Below are 16,189 nucleotides of genomic sequence, written 5' to 3'. Positions count from 1 at the left end.
AGCCCCAGCAGATCGCCGTGCTTGCGGGCCAGCTCGTGGATGGGGTTGTCGGTGTCCTCGGCCGCCTCATCCATGCACTCGGCGACGACGTGCCGGGGGGCATTGACCGGGATGTCGCCGAGGCGGACCAGGGCCAGGCCGCGGACGCCCCGGTCGACGGCGGTGGTCTCGGGCAGGCCGATGCACTCCGCCGTCTCCTGCGAGATCAGCATCAGTGCGGGGCCTTCGGAGTGCGGGGACGCCGCGGCGGGTGCGGCCGCGGCGGAGGTTGCGGCGGTCGCGGTGGTGGCGGTGGTGGCGGTCGCGGTGACGGGTGTGGCCGCCAGCAGGCCGGCGGTGGCCAGGCCGACAGCGGTCAGTACAGCGGATGCTCGCATGGCATCTCCTCTGGGTTCACTGGTTTCTCACGGACGGATTTGTCCGTGAGGTGAGCATTGCTCGCGGTCAGGCCGAGCACATCTTCAGCGCGGCTGAATGGGCGGGTACTTGAGCGGTTGGGCTCTCAACTCGCCCTGTGTGCAACCCTGCTGGGGCGGCGCACCCATACGCACTCGGCCAGCGTGTGCCGCAAGCGGCTTGGTGGTTTCGGGACTTGGGCGATACGCCGCGCCCCTTCCGGGGTCTGCCCCGCGTTGCCGGTCATCGGTGCAGGGGTACCTGCCAGGTCTCCACGGGCTGCCGGCCCGGGATGAGACTCTGCTGGGCTTCGGCCTTCTGACCGGGCTTCAGGGCTCGATCCGAATTCGAGGATCCGCCCTTGTCCTTGTCCTTGTCCTTGCCCTTGCCGCTGCCCTTCTGCTCGTTGCTGTGCTCCCCCTGCTCACTGTTCTTGTTGCCCTTTTGCTGTGCGAGGTCCGGGCAGCTCTGCGAGTTGAACGCCTGGGCGATCAATCTGCTCGAGTTCGCCGTGGAGGGCGTGTGCATGGAGAAGTTCTCCAGCTTCTTGCCGTTCTCCTTGTTCACCATGTCGCCGGTGATGGTCGCCATGGCGAAGGCGGCGCCGAACTGGAGCGTCCGGCCGGGGCGGACCTCGAACTTGTGCGTCATGGTCTCGGTCGCGGTCTTCGTCCAGGATTTGGAGAACGTCGCGCGGAACGCAGCGGTGAAACTGGCGCGCGCTCCCACGAGCACGGAGTCCGTGACGCCGACGTGCGCGGTGTTCTGGCCCGTGGCTGTCGCGCTGTACTGCGAACTGGCCTTGCTCGTGCTGGACGACTGGGCCTTGGAACTGTGCGGCGACCATGTCTGGTGCGTGGATTCGGTCGCGTTCTGCTTGGTCGCCGAACCGGTCATCTGGACGGTGTCGTCCATGGTGACCGAGGCCGTGTTGTTGATGGTGCCCTCGAACAGGGCGGTGCCGGAGATCTCCCCACCGATGTTGTCGGTGGAGGACGAGGTCAGTTCTGCCTCCTTGGTGACGATGATCGGGTCGTCGGTGCAGTTCTCCACCGCGTTGCCCACCGACACCACGGCGGTGTTGTACTCCTTCTTCTCCTTCAGCTCGAAGACGCACGGCGACGGCTTGCCCTGTGGCGTCTGGCATTCCTGGAGGACCTTTCGGTAGTCCTTGATCGGCTTGCGCTTGCCGTCGTAGGCACGGGCCTCGGGCAGCGGCGGCAGTTCCACGGAGTCACTGCTGACGGGGCCCGCGTGGGCCGGCGGGGCCGGCATGGCGAGGCTCAGGCAGGCGAGTGCCGCGAGGACGAGGCCACGGCGGGCCGAGCGGGCCGTGTGTGGGTTCGATGTGGACACAGGGGTGTCCCGGATTGATGTAGACACAGGGGTCTCCAGAGGTAGTACGGGGAGGGGGCGGACCACACGGGCGAACCGGCGCGAATCCCGTCACCGGAGACTCCGTCACCGGAGACTCCTGTCGCAGTGGTCCTTGACCAACAGCACCTTAGGCACGGTCTGTTGTGCTTCGCACCTGTAAGGGTCGGTTGCCCGATTTTTTGGGGCATTGGTGTGAGTCTGCGAGGGCCGGGCCGCAACAGCCCGGCCCCGCACGTCACTTCAGCCGCACCTGTCCCAGCACTCGCCGTAGTTGTCCCAGTGCTCGTTCGGGTCCGACGGAACCGTCGTATCCGCGAGGACGCACATGTCCTCACCTCGGTCGAAGTACCAGAGAGCTTCACCCTCGGACACGCCACGCCTGACGCTCGTCGGGTTGCACGGTTCCATGACGATCACGCTGTGGGGAGGGGCGTCCGGCCGAGCCTGCGACGCCGCGACGGCCTCACCGGTGAGGGCCGCCGAGGCAAGTGCCACGGAGGCGATGACTGCGAAAAAGGCACGCATTCGCGTTGCTCCTTTCGGGAGTTGCGCGGGGCAGGGCAAACGGGCGACAAGCGATCGTCTCCGTAGGTTGCCCCGCAAGGGAAGGAACGTTTTCGCAGTGAGCGTCCCCCGCGCTCTGAAGCGCCGCCAACTCTGCGGTCCGTACGGGTTATTCGACGTCCGCCCAAGTCGCTTGCGGATGCGCCTTCTTGAAAGTCGGCGCTAAATGAGGTCAAGGCCCGGGCATCTGCCCGCCGTTCACTCGACCAAGGAGCGACCCATGCGCCTTCGCGCTGCCCTCATACTCGGCCTAGTCCTCGCCTCCACCCTGCCGTCGGCCGCCCAGGCGGACGCGGCGGAAAAGGCGCCCGTTCCCGCCTGCGCCACCCACAAGGCACCCCTGAAGATCGAAGAAGAGAACAAGTCCTGGTATTCGCCGAACGGACAGGTGGCGCTCACCCTGACGGACGACAACTCCCTTGTTCTCAAAGGCCCTGACGGCAAGACGGTGTTCAGCACGAAGACACAGGCCGACTCGGACCAGGACGGTTACGCCGAACTCACCGCGCAGGGCGAGCTGACGACCTACTACGGGAACGTCATCGACGGTCTCCTCCCAGTGTGGAAATCGCAGTCCGGTCACGAGAAGTACAAGGACGCGGCCCTCGAAATCTGCGACGACTCCACGATGCGCATCGTCAGCGGCCCCAACCTGCTGTGGTCAGCGCCTTAGGCGCGCCCGGCCAACGGGACCCGCTTGTCGCGTAGTTCCGTTGCGCCTACGCGCATGCACGCATTCGGCTCAGAGCTGTTTTCGCACAACCGAAAAGGAGAAAAACGTGGACACCCGCAAACTCGCTGCGATCGTCGCTCCCGTCATGCTGACAGCCGGACTCCTCGGCGCGTCGGCGGTGGCGGCACCCAACTCCCAGGCGGTGGACCCGGTACCCGGGGACACTGCGGCAAGCGCATCGGCTTCCCCCACCTACTCCGTCGCCCCGTCACCGATCAAGGCAGAGGCGGAACCGGCGGCCACTCCCACGGTGAGCCAGCCCGCGGTGGCAAAGAAGAACCCGTGCGACTCCGGCACAGGCGGTCAACCGCAGTCGCCCGCCTGCCAGATGAAGAGCGGGGTCGAGGAACGCCTCAAGGCATGCCCGCCCGCCGCGACGGCATCACCGTCGCCCGCACGGCCGGCCGGGGACGGCACGACGGCCGACCAGCCGCCGCGCTCGGACTCCTCCACTCCTCCCCGCGCCGCGGGCGAACCGCACATCTCGACGTGCATGGACCAAGTGGCCGGAATCCAGGGGGCGCACACCCACCAGAAGTCCTTCCAGGACAGCTTGCAGTCCAAGGTGACGGGCTTCCAGGAAGGCCAGAAGGAGCGGGACGTTCCGTTCAGCGCAGGGGTGTCGGACGTCTGCTCCATCCCCCTGTCACTGCTGGCGAACGTCCCGCCCGACGTCACTCGTTTTGAGCCGAAGGGGAGGTTCTGCTGACCGTCACGTAGGACCCGAAATCAATTCGTGCACGCAGTGGATGAAAGCGAGAGAGACGTGAGAAAGAGAATGAGCCGTCGTGTGCTCCTGGCGGTCGGCGTGGTGATGGCCTGTCTGCCGGCAACGGCCGTCGCGGCGACCGCGGAGCCGACGCCGCCGCAGCTGGAAGAGAAGGAAGTGCCGGTCCCGGTCGTCAATGGGTCCTTCAGTCAGCCCCAGGTCAAGCGCACCAGCACTACCAGCTGGGAGCAGATCTACGGAAGTACGGAGACGAAGCCGTGGTACTGGGGTGCGTCCGAGGCGAATACCGCAGCCGGTGTGATCGTCGCGGCCGGTGCGGACCGAGCGGGCCGCAGCGACAACAAGCAGGCCGTGCGGGTCGACGCACTGCTCACCGCCGACGGCACGGACCTCGAGAAGGACAAGCATCTGAAGACGCGGCTGTGGGATGTGCGCAAGGGGTCCCGAGTGACCGTGCGATTCGACTACTCGCCCACGATCGACGGGGCCTGCCCGGCGACCCCTGCGGGACAGGACCCGCAGCGGAAGAAGCTCCGGCTGCAGATGCGCATCGACCGCAAGGTCGCGTGGGACAAGCCGGTGGACGAACCGGCTTACGTGGCCAAGGAAGCGGCCGGGAAGAAGACCGATGTGGGAAGAGCCAACTGGCAGACGGTCACCCACGTGTTCACCGCCGAGAACGACCACCCCGAAGTGGCCTTCGCCCTGCCCGACGTGCGGATCAGCGAGAAGAACACGACAGCGGTGGGGGTGGCGTGTCACCCCATGATCGCCGCGGTGTCGGCGCGCCAGCGCCCCATTCAGGTCGACAAGAGCCGGCGCAAGACCGAGCTGCCGCCCGCCAAATCTTTCCAGGGCAACGACCCTTCCGCGAGCGCCGTCGAAGCACTCGAGAAGTGCGGGGCCGACACCGGCGGCAACTGCAAGTTCACCCTCAACCAGCGGTACTCCTACGGCTACTACGACCGCCCGAGGCCGGTCGGCGAGGTCTACGAGAACTGCACGTTCGGTGAGAACAGCGCCTCGGCGGCCCTGCGGGACAAGAGGAAGGTCGTCTACCGCGAGCGCTCCTTCGACAGCGCCACCCAGGCGGCGAACACACAGTTCCTGGACTCCGGTTCGCACGCCGGGCTGACCGGTGACGACCTGAGCCATGACGTCTCGCACGCCGCGCCCTCCAAGGAATCAGGCGTCACGGCAGACACCAATCAGGCAACGGCCGGAAAGGCGGCCGTGCACTTCGCGGCGGCCTACGAGAAGGTTCGCGACCAGCCGTGGCAGTGGTCGCGGGCGGCGGAACGCGAGATCGACGTCGTCACCCCCAAGAACCACGCGAGCTGGGTGGAGGTGTCCGCCGCCCGCGAGCGTGTCGACGGCCACTACACCGTCACCTCCAAGGCCACGACGTCGGCGTCAACGGAAGAGCCGGTAGTCCACCGGCAGTTCATCACCTACGACGGCCCCTCCCGCATCACCTCCGACCGCGTCTTCCAGCGCCACGGCACCCTCTCGCCCACCGAGATCGAGCGCTGCAAGACCCACCGGCCGCTGCCCTACACCCCGGCCGAGGAGCCGGTGGTGCCCTACGACCCGAAGGACACGGACGTGGAGGACGAGTCCCTCACTCCGGGGACGGCTGTCGGCAACCGGAACGTGCCGCCCGCCAAGAAGTAGTGACCCGGCTGCCATCACCAGGAAACACCCACCACCCCGGCGCCCGGCTCCACGAACACGTGCCCGGGCGCCGGGTGACCCACCTACGCACGCACGGACGCACGGACGCACGGACCAGGTGATCGAGATGAACCCTCAGCTGTGGGCGACGGTGCAATCGACGCCCGGTGTACATGAGGCCCCGGAGCTGGAAGCGGCCGGCTGGGACGGAGTCACCTTCGGGGACTCCCAGTGCCTCATGGGAGACGCCTATGTCGCGCTGACCGCCGCGGCCTTGATGACCAGCCGCATCGGTCTGGGCATTGGCGTCACCAACCCCTGGACACGGCACCCCGCCGTGACCGCCGCCGCCGCCATGTCCGCGCACATCGAGTCCGGGCGGCGTGTGGCCCTCGGCATCGGCCGGGGCGACAGCTCCCTCAGCCGGCTCGGCCTCGCCCCCGTTCCGCTCCCCCAGCTCTTGTCCTACACAAGGGCCGTGCGGACCTACCTCCGAGGCGGACATGTACCCGCGGCCACCGCACGCCGCGGGGCGCCGCAGGTCTTTCAGGACCGGCTGGTGCCCCTTCCCGACGACAGCCGCCTGGCGTGGCTCGACCGTGTCCCCGAAGGTTCGGAGCCCGAGGTGTTCCTTGTCGCCTCCGGCCCGCGAACCATTCGGGCCGCGGCCTTGACGGCCGAGGTGACCGCGCTGTCCGTGGGGGCGGACCCCGATCGTCTGCGCGAGGCGGCCAAGATCGCCCGGGAGGCTCGGCCCGATGTGCGGCTGGCCGCCTTCATCCATGTCGTCGTCGACGAGGACACCGATCGGGCGCGTATGACGGCCGCTGACGGCATCGCCAAGTTCGCTCGTTTCTCACATCACCGCGCTACGGAACTGACCCCTCGGTTCCTGGATTCCTTCGCCATCCTGGGACCGGCCTCCTACTGTCGGGACCGCATGCTCGAACTCGCGGACATCGGCATCGAGCGCTTCCATATCGCGACCGGCTGCCCTGGCGACTACCGGAAAAGCTCCTACGAGGCGTTCATCCACGATGTCGCCCCCGCCCTGCGCAAGCGTTCCGAGGGAGTGGGCGCACCATGAACACCATGAACACGGCTGTCGGGGTACGTCTCAGGGCCGATGGCGTTCGATGTGCAGTACGTGCTGGTCGTTGCCGATGGTGTAGCCGCCGTCGCGGTCACGGAAGTGGCGGCGGACGTAGTCGTCCAAGGTCTCGCGCGCCGGAGGTACGCCACCGCCGGACACGGTCGAGGGAACGCTGAGATGGAAACCGGCGACGGCCACGGCTTCGTCCAGTTCCATGGTGCGGTAACGGGCGGAGACCGTGTCCAGCCGGATGTCGCCGATCAGGCCGGGCGGGGCGGAGGCGAGTTCGCCGGCCAGTGCGCTCAAGTCGAAGCGGCTGCCGGTGAAGTGCTCCACCATCCGCATGCAGGTGCTGTCCGGGTGTTCCAGCAGCACCAGAAGCAGACCGCCGGGCGCGATCCATTCCATGACGCGCAGCACGGTGGCCGTCCACTGCGGGCGGGGAACGTAGTACAGCACGTGGGAGAGCAGGGCCAGGTCGGCGGTGACGCCGGGGGCGGCCTGGAGCACCGGTTCGGCCAGCACCCGAGCGTCAGGACAGGCAAGGGCGAGCGCACGGCGCATGGCACGGTTCGGCTCGATGCACACCGTGTGCTCGAAGTGTGGTGCGATGCCGCAGGTCATGGTGCCTTCGCCGGGCCCCACGTCCAAGAACAGCTGCCGGGCGGGGAGTTGGCCGATCACCTGGCTGACGTAGTCGTGCGTACGAGCCTTCTGATCGGTCCCGGCGAGGAACAGATTGAACGCGTCACGGTAGGCGTCCTCGTCCGACCGCAGGTCCTTGCCCGCGCCACTGTTCCGCTGCCCCGTCCTGTGCCCCATCCTGGATCCTCTCGCAAGGTCGCACTCGCGCAGCGGCTCTGCCTCGCGTCTCGCCCGCGCGCGGCCACCGCCTACGAGGCCTTACCCCCGCCTCTCGGAACGCACCCTGTGGTGGGCACGCCTTCACTCCTTTGGGGCAGGAACCACGGCAGGGGCACGGGGCCGGTCACGACGCGCGCAGCGCCTTCGCGAGGACTCCCTCGCCGCAGACCTCGATGCGGCCTTCCCGTACGCCCTCGCCGACGGTGAGTTCGCCCCTGCTCACCGCCACGCACGTGGCCGCGTCCAGCGTGAGGCCGGCGTCGGGGGTGGTCGGCGCGGGGCCGTCTCCGTACGTTTCCGGTCCCGCCCCGAGGCGTACGTGGAAGCTGCCCTCGTCGAGCCGCACCTCCACCACGCCCTCGGCGCCGGTCCGCGCGAGGCTCCGCAGCAGCGGGAGCGCGAACCAGTGCGCGCGGACCGCGTCGGTGGGCCTGCGCTCGTCGAGGCCGTGCGCGCCCCAGGCGGCCAGCGCCTCCAGGACCGGCAGCAACTCCCGCCCCCGCGCGGTGAGTTCATAGACGTACGCCGCCGCGGGCGGGGGCAGTCGGCGGCGCGTGGTCAGGCCCTGCTGCTCCATGTCCTTCAGGCGCGAGGCGAGGACGTCCGTGCTGACGCCGGGCAGGTCGGCGTGCAGGTCGGTGTAGCGGCGGGGGCCGACCAGCAGTTCCCTGACGACCAAGAGGGTCCAGCGGTCGCCCACGGCGTCCAGGGCCCGGGCCGCCGCGCAGTACTGGTCGTAGCTTCGGCGAGGTGACATGTGACGCAGTCTAGACAGGTTGTTGGACTTTCCAAGGTGTGACTTGGTAAAACCAAGTAACTCACGTCACGGGAGGCGCACCGCATGGAGTTCCGGCAGTCGAGCAAGCTCAGCGAGGTCTGTTACGAGATCCGGGGCCCCGTCATCGAGCACGCGAACGCCCTGGAGGAGGCGGGCCACAGCGTCCTGCGCCTCAACACCGGCAACCCCGCGCTCTTCGGCTTCGAGGCGCCCGAGGAGATCGTCCAGGACATGATCCGGATGCTGCCGAACGCGCACGGCTATACGGATTCGCGCGGCGTCCTGTCCGCCCGCCGCGCCGTCGCCCAGCGCTATCAGGCGCTCGGCCTCGACGAGGTCTCCGTGGACGACGTCTTCCTCGGCAACGGCGTCTCCGAGCTGGTCACGATGGCGGTGCAGGCGCTCCTGGAGGACGGCGACGAAGTCCTCATCCCGGCGCCGGACTTCCCGCTGTGGACCGCCGTCACCACCCTCTCCGGGGGCAAGGCCGTCCACTATGTGTGCGACGAGTCCGCGGACTGGTACCCCGACCTCGACGACATGGCCGCGAAGATCACCGACCGGACCAAGGCCGTCGTGATCATCAACCCCAACAACCCGACGGGCGCGGTCTATCCGAAGGAGATCCTGGAGGGCATCCTCGATCTGGCGCGGCGGCACGGCCTGATGGTCTTCGCCGACGAGATCTACGACCAGATCCTGTACGACGACGCCGTGCACCACAGCGTCGCCGCCCTCGCCCCCGACCTCGTCGTCCTCACCTTCTGCGGCCTGTCCAAGACGTACCGGGTGGCGGGTTTCCGCTCGGGCTGGCTGGTCGTCACGGGGCCGCAGCAGCACGCCAAGAACTACCTGGAGGGGCTGACGATGCTCGCCTCCATGCGGCTGTGTCCCAACGCCCCGGCGCAGTACGCCATCCAGGCCGCGCTCGGCGGGCGCCAGTCGATCCGCGAGCTGACCGCGCCCGGCGGGCGGTTGTACGAGCAGCGGGACCGGGCCTGGGAGAAGCTGAACGAGATCCCCGGCGTGTCCTGTGTGAAGCCGAAGGGCGCGCTGTACGCCTTCCCGCGACTGGACCCGAAGGTCCACCCGATCCACGACGACGAGAAGTTCGTCCTGGACCTCCTGCTCCAGGAGAAGATCCAGGTGGTCCAGGGCACGGGCTTCAACTGGCCCCGACCCGACCACTTCCGCATCCTCACCCTCCCCCACGCCGACGACCTCGACGCGGCGATCAGCCGCATCGGCCGCTTCCTGAGCGGCTATCGTCAGTGACATGCCCCTCTGCACCACCTGCCGGGCCCCGGTACGCACGCAGTTCGCCTCGCCCGGTCTCGTCGGACCCATCGTGTACGAGGGGTTCGACCGCGCCGCGGACCCGGCGTGGCGGGAGTCGGGCGCGGCCACCCTGGACGACTACGCCCGCTGGTGCGGCCACCTGTGCGGCCTGACGTGTTATCAGATGGCGCTCGGTCCGTCCGCGCCGTCCCTGTTCGCCCTGCGTGACGGCGCGCTGAAGTACGGCGCCTACACCGAGGCCGACGGGGTGATCCGAGGGATGATCTACGCCCCGTTCGCCGAGTACGCCCGCGAGGCGCACGGCGTCGACGCCGTGGTCCACCGGCACCTGTCCGTCGCGGAGATCGGCACGCTCCTCGACGAGGGGCGGCAGGTCATCGCCTCCGTCCACTTCGAGATCCGCCGCCCGCACCGCCCCGCGCCGGGGCGCGGCGGCCATCTCGTGTTGCTCACCGGCCGCGCGGCCGACGGGCGGCTGCACTTCCACAATCCGTCCGGCATCGACGCGGCGACGCGGACCGCCTCGATGTCCGCCGAGGCGTTCGAGCCGTTCTTCGCCGGACGCGGTGTCTCGCTGTAGGGCCGCGAACAGGCCCCCTCGTTTGACCTTGACACGGTGACAAGGCCTTCACTGCGTCGAGGAGGTGGTCCCGATGACCCTGGCACAACAGGACACGGACACGAACACGGACATGGCCGCGGAGGCGGTCCCAGCGAGCATGCGAGCCCTTCCAGGGCTGGCGGACGGGCGCTCCTCGGTGCGGCTGCGTGCGGCGCTCGCTGTCGGCACGGACCCTGACCCGCGCTTCGTCGACAAGCTCGTCGAGCGGTGCGCGGTCGAGCCCGAGTTCTACGTACGGGAGATGCTCACCTGGGCCCTGACCCGCCACCCGGCCGCCCTGACCGTCCCGGCGCTGCTCGGCGAGGTCCGCTCGGCGCGTGCGCAGGCACGGAGTCAGGCGCTGCATACCCTGTCCAAGATCGGGGACCGGCGGGCGTGGCCCGCGATCACCCCGGCGCTGCTGTCCGACGCCGATGACCAGGTGGCGCGGAGTGCCTGGCGGGCGGCGGTCGTGCTCGTACCCGAAGGGGAGGAGGGCCAGCTGGCCTCGGCCCTGGCGGCACAGCTCGGGCGCGGCGGGCGGGAGACGCAGCTGAGCCTGAGCCGGGCGCTGATCGCGCTCGGCGAGGTGATCGTGCCGGCGCTCGACGCTGCGATGATCGGCCCAGTGCCTGCCGTACGCGCGCACGCCCTCGCCACGGAACGGCTGCTGCGCGACCCGGAGGCCGGATTCGAGGGCGTGATCGAGGAGGCCAAGCGAGTCGTCGCACTCGGCGGCGCGGGCGAAAAGGGCTGAAGGGCTGAAGGGCTGAGGGAGCGATGAGGGCGACCAGGAGTGGCAACCGGTGCTGATCGGTGAAGTGGCGCGGCTGTCCGGGGTCAGCGCCCGCATGCTCAGGCACTACGACACGCTCGGCCTGGTGCGGCCGACGGGCCGTACCGGCGGCGGGTACCGGGAGTACTCCGAGGACGACATCCGGCGGATCTTCCACATCGAGAGCCTGCGGTCGCTGGGCCTCTCCCTGCGCGAGGCCGGGCGCGCGTTCGACGATCCCGGCTTCACCCCCTCGGCACTCGTCGACGACCTCGTCCGCCGCACCCGGGAGCGCATCGCACGCGAGACGGAGCTGCTGAGCCGGCTCTGCCGGATCGACGCGGCGGAACCGGCGGGCTGGCAGGACGTCCTCCAGATCGTCGCGCTCCTCCAGGATCTCGGCTCGAAGAGCGCGGGAAAGCGCCAGCGCGCCGCCCTCGCCTCGGCCGAGGAGGTCCCGGTGCCGGTGGAGGCGCTGGTCGAGGCGGTGCTGAGCGAGTCGGACCCGAACGTCGCCGGGGCCCTGCGCTGGGCCCTGGCACGCTCGGGCGACGGCGGATGGGCGCTGCTGGCCAAGGGCCTCGCCTCCCCGGCGGCCGAGGTGCGCGAGCGTGCCGTCCAGGCCCTCGTCGAGATTCCGCACGAGGAGGCGACCGCGCTGCTGCGGGACGCCCTCGCGGGCCCGGACATCGTGCTCCGCGGGCACGCGGCCCTGGCGCTCGGGATGCGCGGGGTCGCCGACGCGGTGCCGACGCTCATCGACATGGTCGTGGCGGAGGTCAACGACGTCGACGCGGCCGACGCGCTGGGCGCGCTCGCGAGCTGCCCCGCCCAGGCGGAGCGGATCGCCGCCGGGATCGCCGAGCGGCTCGCGCGGGCCGCCGCCGAGCCGTCCGTACGGCGGCGGCTGACGCAGGCGCTCGCCGACGTCCCGGGGAGCACGGCGTCGAGCGCGCTGGCCGAGCTGGCGCGGGACGAGGACCGCGGCGTCGCGCTCACCGCGGCGTACATCCTCGGGATACGCGACGAGCGATGACGGATCGCTCCCCGGGGCCGGGGCCGGACGCAGCGCCAGGCCGGACGCATGCCAAGCCGGACGCATGCCAAGCCGCACGTATCATCGCCGGATCCCGGGGAAGGAAGATCCACCATGCCCACCAAAACCGTTCAGATACCCACACCCGACGGCCAGGCCGACGCCTTCGCCGCCCTCCCCGACGGGGACGGCCGCCACCCCGGAGTGCTGATGTACCCGGACGCCTTCGGTGTGCGGCCCGTCCTTGAGGCGATGGCCCGCGAACTGGCCGAGCACGGTTACTACGTACTCGTACCCAACCTGTACTACCGACACGGCCCCGCTCCGGTCTTCGACCTGCCCGAGCACATCGGGGAAGAGGCCAGGCCCGCGGTCTTCGCCCAGGCCATGCCCCTGGTCGAGGCGCACACCACCGAGCGGATCCTGCGCGACGCCGAGGCCTACCTCGGTTTCCTCACCGCCCAGCCCGAGGTCAGCGGCGGTCCTGTCGGCACCACCGGCTACTGCCTGGGGGCCGCGCTTGCCATGCGCACCGCGACGGCCCACCCCCAGAAGGTGGCCGCCGTCGCCGGATTCCACCCCGGCTTCCTGGTCACCGACGCGCCCGACAGCCCGCACCGGCTCATCCCCGAACTCTCCGCCGAGGTCCATCTCGGCCTCGCCGAGCACGATTTGACGTCCGAGGCCATCGGCGAGGTGAAGCAGTCCCTGGACGCGGCGGGCGTCGCCTACACCGTGGAGATCTACCCCGACACCCTGCACGGCTTCACGATGGCAGACACCGACGCCTTCAGCGCCGCCGCGCTCCAGTGCCACTGGGACCGTCTCCTTCCGCTTCTCGACCGCGCCCTGAAGGACGGCTGAGGCGCCGATCGCCGGGCCCGGCCCGGGGCCGTTTTGGGGGATCCGCGCCAAGATCAATAAGATCCGGCGATGATCACTAGACAACGGCCGGCGGCCTGGGTCATCGCCCTGCTCGCCGCCCTGACCGCCGGGCTCGTCACGGCGGGCCCCGCAGCCGCCGATGACGACGACGAACCGGCGCAGCCCTCTCCCAAGGTCGAGCTGGTCCTCGATGTCAGCGGTTCCATGCGGGCCCGCGACATCGACGGAAAGTCCCGGATGGCCGCCGCCAAGCAGGCGTTCAACGAGGTCCTTGACGCCACCCCGGACGAGGTCGCGCTCGGCATCCGCACCCTCGGCGCCAACTACCGCGGTGACGACCGCAAAACGGGCTGCAAGGACACCGAGCTGCTCTACCCCGTGGAGCGGCTCGACAAGGCGGGCCGCACCGACGCGAAGACCGCCGTGGCGACCCTCGCGCCGACCGGCTGGACCCCGATCGGCCCGACGCTGCTCAAGGCCGCCGACGACCTGACGGACGACACGGCCGGGCGCAGCCGCCGCATCGTGCTGATATCCGACGGCGAGGACACCTGCCGGCCGCTCGACCCGTGCGTGGTGGCCCGGGAGATCTCCGCCAAGGGCATCCACCTCACCATCGACACCCTGGGCCTGGTGCCGGACGCCAAGACCCGCGACCAGCTGAGCTGCATCGCGGAGGCCACCGGCGGGACGTACACCTCGATCCGCCACACCGACGAACTGGCCGGTCGCGTCAAGCAGTTGGTGGACCGCGCCGCCGACCCGGTCGTCACCCCGGTGGAGGCGAAGGGCGCGGCGGAGTGCACCGACGCGCCCCGGCTGAAGTCCGGCCTCTACACCGACCGCGAGGAGTTCGGCGAGCACCGCTGGTACCGCGTGGACGTCCCCGAGGGCAAGGAGCTGCGCGCCTCCGTGAGCGTGTCGGCGGACCGTGCCGTCCACCAGGACTACGGCGTGCTGCTGCGGGCCGAGACGCCGGGCGGCCGCGAGATCGTACGCGGCCAGGAGTCGGGCGACGGCCGTACGGACGTGATCTCGACGGGTCTGCGCTATCCGAGGCCGGAAGCGGACGACATGTCCGAAAAGGACAAGTACGGGGCCACCGAGACGGTCTGTCTGCGCGTCAGCAACTCCTTCTCCGCGCCCGCCTCGGTGAAGAAGACGCCGGGAATGCCGGTCGAGCTGGCCGTCGACCTGGTCGACTCCCCCGACGAGGCCTCGGACGTCGCCGCCTTCGGGCTCGGCCACGGCTGGTGGCTGCTCGGTCTGCTCGTCCTCGTGGGTTTCCTGGCCGGTCTGGTCTGGGGCTGGCTCTCGCGCTGGCGTTTCGCGGTCTGGAGGACCAACTGATGCGTACGACACGTGTGATGGGCTGGGTGGCCGTGCTGGCCGCCACCGCCCTGCTGGCCTTCCCCGGGGTCGCCGCCGCCGATGACGGCAAGGACGCCGAGGACGGCGGAGCCCCGTCCGAGGCGGGCACCTCCTTCCGCACCGCCACCGCGATCCGCCCCGGCCAGGAGGCCACCGCGGAGGCGTCCACGGGCGACTACCTGTACTGGGCGTTCCCCGTGGACGCCGGGCAGCGGGCCACCGTGCACGCCACGGTGAAGCTCCCGGACGCGGCGGCGCGACACGCCGCTTCCACCTGGCAGGTCGACGTGTACGACGGTCTGCGGCGCCGCCAGGCCTGCCGCCTCGGCACGCCGAAGCGGACGGCCGCGCGGGAGGCCGGTTCGGTCTCGCTCTCCTGCACACTGCGTACCGTCAGGGCCTGGTCGGAGCAGTGGGCGAACGATCCGCTGCCCGGTACCTACTATCTGCGGCTCACCGTCACCGATCTGAAGGCCGACGACCTCGGGCTGCCGGTGCGGGCCGACGCGAAGGTCACCACGACCGACGCGGGCGGCGCGCAGGCCGTCGACGGGGTGCTCGGGGAGCCGCTGGTGCCGGGCGCGGGCTCGGACCGGCAGCGGCCGGCCGCCGCGACCGAGCCCGAGGACGGCTGGGCCTCCGGCTGGTGGTCGTCGCGCTGGCTGTGGACGGCGGGCGGCGGTGTCCTCGCGGCGCTCGCGGGCGTCGGCGGATACGCCCTGACCCGCGGCTCGGGCCGCCCCGCGCGGGCGGCGCAGGGGCTGTAGGCGCGCCCCGCCACGCGTGCGACGTGGCGGGCGTGGCAGTCTCGGTGGTGGCCGTACCGCCCGGTACGGCCACCACCGGGACCATCCGGTCACGACCCGAGAGATCCGGTCGCCACCGGAAGAACAGGAATGGCGCGACCATGGGCGATCTGCTCCTCGTCCGGCACGGCGAGACGTCGTGGGCCCTCACCGGGCAGCACACCAGCTGGACGGATATCCCCCTCACGGACAACGGCAGGGAGCAGGCCCGTTCGCTGGCCCCGCTCGTCGGCGGGTTCCGGATCGGCGCGGCGTTCACGAGTCCGCTGCGGCGCTCGCGGGAGACCGCGGAGCTGGCCGGGTTCCCGGACGCGTACGTCGACCCGGATCTGCGCGAGTGGGACTACGGCGCGTACGAGGGCGTGACGACCGTCGAGATCCACCGCACCCGGCCCGACTGGTACCTCTTCACCGACGGCGTCGCCGCCGGTCCGCCGGAGCACCCCGGCGAGAGCCCGGAGCAGGTCGGTGAGCGCGCCGACCGGATGCTGGCCAAGGTGGACGCGGCGCTGGCCAACAACGAGGGCAGCGTGGTCCTCTTCGCCCACAGTCACTTCCTGCGCGTCCTCACGGCCCGGCGGCTCGGTCTGCCCGCGTCGGGCGGCTCGATGTTCCTCATGGCCACGGGCACGATCAGCCGGCTGAGCACGGAGCACGGGCGCCCGGTCGTGGCGAGCTGGAACCTGCGGCCGTAGCGGGCGCCGGGACTCGACACCCGCACTCTTGATCACCAAGACTGCCGGTATGCGATACGGCGTGAATCTCCTCAACTTCGGTTCCGGCACGACCCCCGAATCCCTGGTGCGGCAGGCGGCCGACGCCCGTGAACTCGGCTTCGAGTTCGCGATGATCTCCGACCACATCGCGGTGACGCCCGACGTCCACGAGGTCTACCCGGCGCCGTTCTACGACCAGTTCGTGCTCGCCGCGCATCTGGCGGGGCGCGTGCCCGGGCTGCGGCTCGGCACCACGATCACGGTGATCCCCTACCGGCACCCGTTGCAGACCGCGCGGCTCGCCGCCAACCTTGACCGGCTCAACCCCGCCGGGTTCATCCTCGGCGCGGGCGTCGGCTGGTCCGCCGCCGAGTACGCGGCGCTCGGCGTCCCCTTCCACGAGCGGGGCGCGATCACCGACGAGTACCTCACGGCGATCCGTGCCGCGTGGCGCGAGGACCCGACGTCGTTCCGGGGCACGTATGTGTCGT

The 16,189-nt window shown here is 70.2% G+C and carries 18 protein-coding genes; 13 read left to right on the top strand and 5 right to left on the bottom strand.

Annotated elements, in window-relative coordinates; translation table 11 throughout:
* The 3 genes from GKQ77_RS13585 to GKQ77_RS13575 all read right to left on the bottom strand — a co-directional run.
* Positions 1-377: hypothetical protein (locus GKQ77_RS13585; protein WP_219688982.1), on the bottom strand; the 377-nt coding region annotated here is incomplete at its 3' end.
* A 262-nt stretch (positions 378-639) separates the two neighbouring features.
* Entirely contained in the window at positions 640-1,752 is a 1,113-nt protein-coding gene (locus GKQ77_RS13580) for a hypothetical protein (protein WP_219688981.1), read from the bottom strand.
* 261 nt (positions 1,753-2,013) lie between these two features.
* Positions 2,014-2,298 carry a hypothetical protein gene (locus tag GKQ77_RS13575; protein WP_219688980.1) on the bottom strand — a complete coding sequence of 95 codons (285 nt, stop codon included), beginning with the start codon at positions 2,296-2,298 and terminating at the stop codon, positions 2,014-2,016.
* A gap of 259 nt (positions 2,299-2,557) precedes the next feature.
* Here GKQ77_RS13575 and GKQ77_RS13570 point away from each other — a divergent pair, with 259 nt between their 5' ends.
* The 4 genes from GKQ77_RS13570 (at position 2,558) to GKQ77_RS13555 (ending at position 6,561) form a co-directional block, all read left to right on the top strand.
* Entirely contained in the window at positions 2,558-3,010 is a 453-nt protein-coding gene (locus GKQ77_RS13570; protein ID WP_219688979.1) for a hypothetical protein, read from the top strand.
* 106 nt (positions 3,011-3,116) lie between these two features.
* A complete protein-coding gene (locus GKQ77_RS13565; protein ID WP_219688978.1) occupies positions 3,117-3,779 on the top strand; it encodes a hypothetical protein in 663 nt (220 codons plus the stop codon).
* Positions 3,780-3,848: 69 nt separating this feature from the next.
* Positions 3,849-5,474, top strand: a complete 1,626-nt coding sequence (locus GKQ77_RS13560) for a hypothetical protein (protein WP_219688977.1) — start codon at positions 3,849-3,851, stop codon at positions 5,472-5,474.
* A 127-nt stretch (positions 5,475-5,601) separates the two neighbouring features.
* Positions 5,602-6,561 carry an LLM class flavin-dependent oxidoreductase gene (locus GKQ77_RS13555; protein WP_219688976.1) on the top strand — a complete coding sequence of 320 codons (960 nt, stop codon included), beginning with the start codon at positions 5,602-5,604 and terminating at the stop codon, positions 6,559-6,561.
* A gap of 30 nt (positions 6,562-6,591) precedes the next feature.
* Here the strand turns inward: GKQ77_RS13555 and GKQ77_RS13550 are convergent, their stop codons facing one another.
* Positions 6,592-7,389, bottom strand: coding sequence for a class I SAM-dependent methyltransferase (locus tag GKQ77_RS13550; protein WP_219688975.1), 798 nt, complete (start codon positions 7,387-7,389; stop codon positions 6,592-6,594).
* Positions 7,390-7,555: 166 nt separating this feature from the next.
* Entirely contained in the window at positions 7,556-8,188 is a 633-nt protein-coding gene (locus tag GKQ77_RS13545; RefSeq protein WP_219688974.1) for a winged helix-turn-helix transcriptional regulator, read from the bottom strand.
* An 84-nt stretch (positions 8,189-8,272) separates the two neighbouring features.
* On the opposite strand from GKQ77_RS13545, the gene GKQ77_RS13540 reads away from it, so the two are divergent.
* The 9 genes from GKQ77_RS13540 to GKQ77_RS13500 form a co-directional block, all read left to right on the top strand.
* Positions 8,273-9,484, top strand: a complete 1,212-nt coding sequence (locus tag GKQ77_RS13540; protein WP_219688973.1) for a pyridoxal phosphate-dependent aminotransferase — start codon at positions 8,273-8,275, stop codon at positions 9,482-9,484.
* Position 9,485: 1 nt separating this feature from the next.
* Positions 9,486-10,088: a cysteine peptidase family C39 domain-containing protein gene (locus GKQ77_RS13535; RefSeq protein ID WP_219688972.1), complete on the top strand. Its 603-nt coding sequence runs from the start codon at positions 9,486-9,488 to the stop codon at positions 10,086-10,088.
* Positions 10,089-10,161: 73 nt separating this feature from the next.
* Complete coding sequence (locus GKQ77_RS13530; RefSeq protein ID WP_219688971.1) at positions 10,162-10,866, top strand: HEAT repeat domain-containing protein; 705 nt, start codon at positions 10,162-10,164, stop codon at positions 10,864-10,866.
* A gap of 49 nt (positions 10,867-10,915) precedes the next feature.
* Positions 10,916-11,920: a HEAT repeat domain-containing protein gene (locus tag GKQ77_RS13525; RefSeq protein ID WP_219688970.1), complete on the top strand. Its 1,005-nt coding sequence runs from the start codon at positions 10,916-10,918 to the stop codon at positions 11,918-11,920.
* A 114-nt stretch (positions 11,921-12,034) separates the two neighbouring features.
* Positions 12,035-12,784, top strand: coding sequence for a dienelactone hydrolase family protein (locus tag GKQ77_RS13520; protein ID WP_219688969.1), 750 nt, complete (start codon positions 12,035-12,037; stop codon positions 12,782-12,784).
* Positions 12,785-12,853: 69 nt separating this feature from the next.
* On the top strand, positions 12,854-14,155 hold the full coding sequence (locus GKQ77_RS13515) for a VWA domain-containing protein (protein WP_219688968.1): 1,302 nt from the start codon (positions 12,854-12,856) through the stop codon (positions 14,153-14,155).
* A complete protein-coding gene (locus GKQ77_RS13510; protein WP_219688967.1) occupies positions 14,155-14,943 on the top strand; it encodes a hypothetical protein in 789 nt (262 codons plus the stop codon). The genes GKQ77_RS13515 and GKQ77_RS13510 overlap by 1 nt, the downstream gene beginning before the upstream one ends.
* 140 nt (positions 14,944-15,083) lie before the next feature.
* The gene (locus GKQ77_RS13505; protein WP_219688966.1) at positions 15,084-15,677 is read left to right on the top strand and encodes a histidine phosphatase family protein; all 594 of its coding nucleotides are present in this window, start codon (positions 15,084-15,086) and stop codon (positions 15,675-15,677) included.
* Between the two features lie 28 nt (positions 15,678-15,705).
* On the top strand, positions 15,706-16,189 hold a 484-nt coding region (locus GKQ77_RS13500), incomplete at its 3' end, for an LLM class flavin-dependent oxidoreductase (protein ID WP_258021273.1).

Source organism: Streptomyces anatolicus (assembly GCF_019400875.1).
Classification (GTDB): domain Bacteria; phylum Actinomycetota; class Actinomycetes; order Streptomycetales; family Streptomycetaceae; genus Streptomyces; species Streptomyces anatolicus.
This window is presented reverse-complemented; position numbering and strand designations above follow the sequence as displayed.

Bases quoted from the DNA above. Each gene is read 5' to 3' on its own strand.
- GKQ77_RS13575 (WP_219688980.1), bottom strand. From the start codon at position 2,298: ATGCGTGCCTTTTTCGCAGTCATCGCCTCCGTGGCACTTGCCTCGGCG.
- GKQ77_RS13570 (WP_219688979.1), top strand. From the start codon at position 2,558: ATGCGCCTTCGCGCTGCCCTCATACTCGGCCTAGTCCTCGCCTCCACC.
- GKQ77_RS13560 (WP_219688977.1), top strand. From the start codon at position 3,849: ATGAGCCGTCGTGTGCTCCTGGCGGTCGGCGTGGTGATGGCCTGTCTG.
- GKQ77_RS13555 (WP_219688976.1), top strand. From the start codon at position 5,602: ATGAACCCTCAGCTGTGGGCGACGGTGCAATCGACGCCCGGTGTACAT.
- GKQ77_RS13550 (WP_219688975.1), bottom strand. From the start codon at position 7,389: ATGGGGCACAGGACGGGGCAGCGGAACAGTGGCGCGGGCAAGGACCTG.
- GKQ77_RS13545 (WP_219688974.1), bottom strand. From the start codon at position 8,188: ATGTCACCTCGCCGAAGCTACGACCAGTACTGCGCGGCGGCCCGGGCC.
- GKQ77_RS13540 (WP_219688973.1), top strand. From the start codon at position 8,273: ATGGAGTTCCGGCAGTCGAGCAAGCTCAGCGAGGTCTGTTACGAGATC.
- GKQ77_RS13535 (WP_219688972.1), top strand. From the start codon at position 9,486: ATGCCCCTCTGCACCACCTGCCGGGCCCCGGTACGCACGCAGTTCGCC.
- GKQ77_RS13530 (WP_219688971.1), top strand. From the start codon at position 10,162: ATGACCCTGGCACAACAGGACACGGACACGAACACGGACATGGCCGCG.
- GKQ77_RS13520 (WP_219688969.1), top strand. From the start codon at position 12,035: ATGCCCACCAAAACCGTTCAGATACCCACACCCGACGGCCAGGCCGAC.
- GKQ77_RS13515 (WP_219688968.1), top strand. From the start codon at position 12,854: ATGATCACTAGACAACGGCCGGCGGCCTGGGTCATCGCCCTGCTCGCC.
- GKQ77_RS13510 (WP_219688967.1), top strand. From the start codon at position 14,155: ATGCGTACGACACGTGTGATGGGCTGGGTGGCCGTGCTGGCCGCCACC.
- GKQ77_RS13505 (WP_219688966.1), top strand. From the start codon at position 15,084: ATGGGCGATCTGCTCCTCGTCCGGCACGGCGAGACGTCGTGGGCCCTC.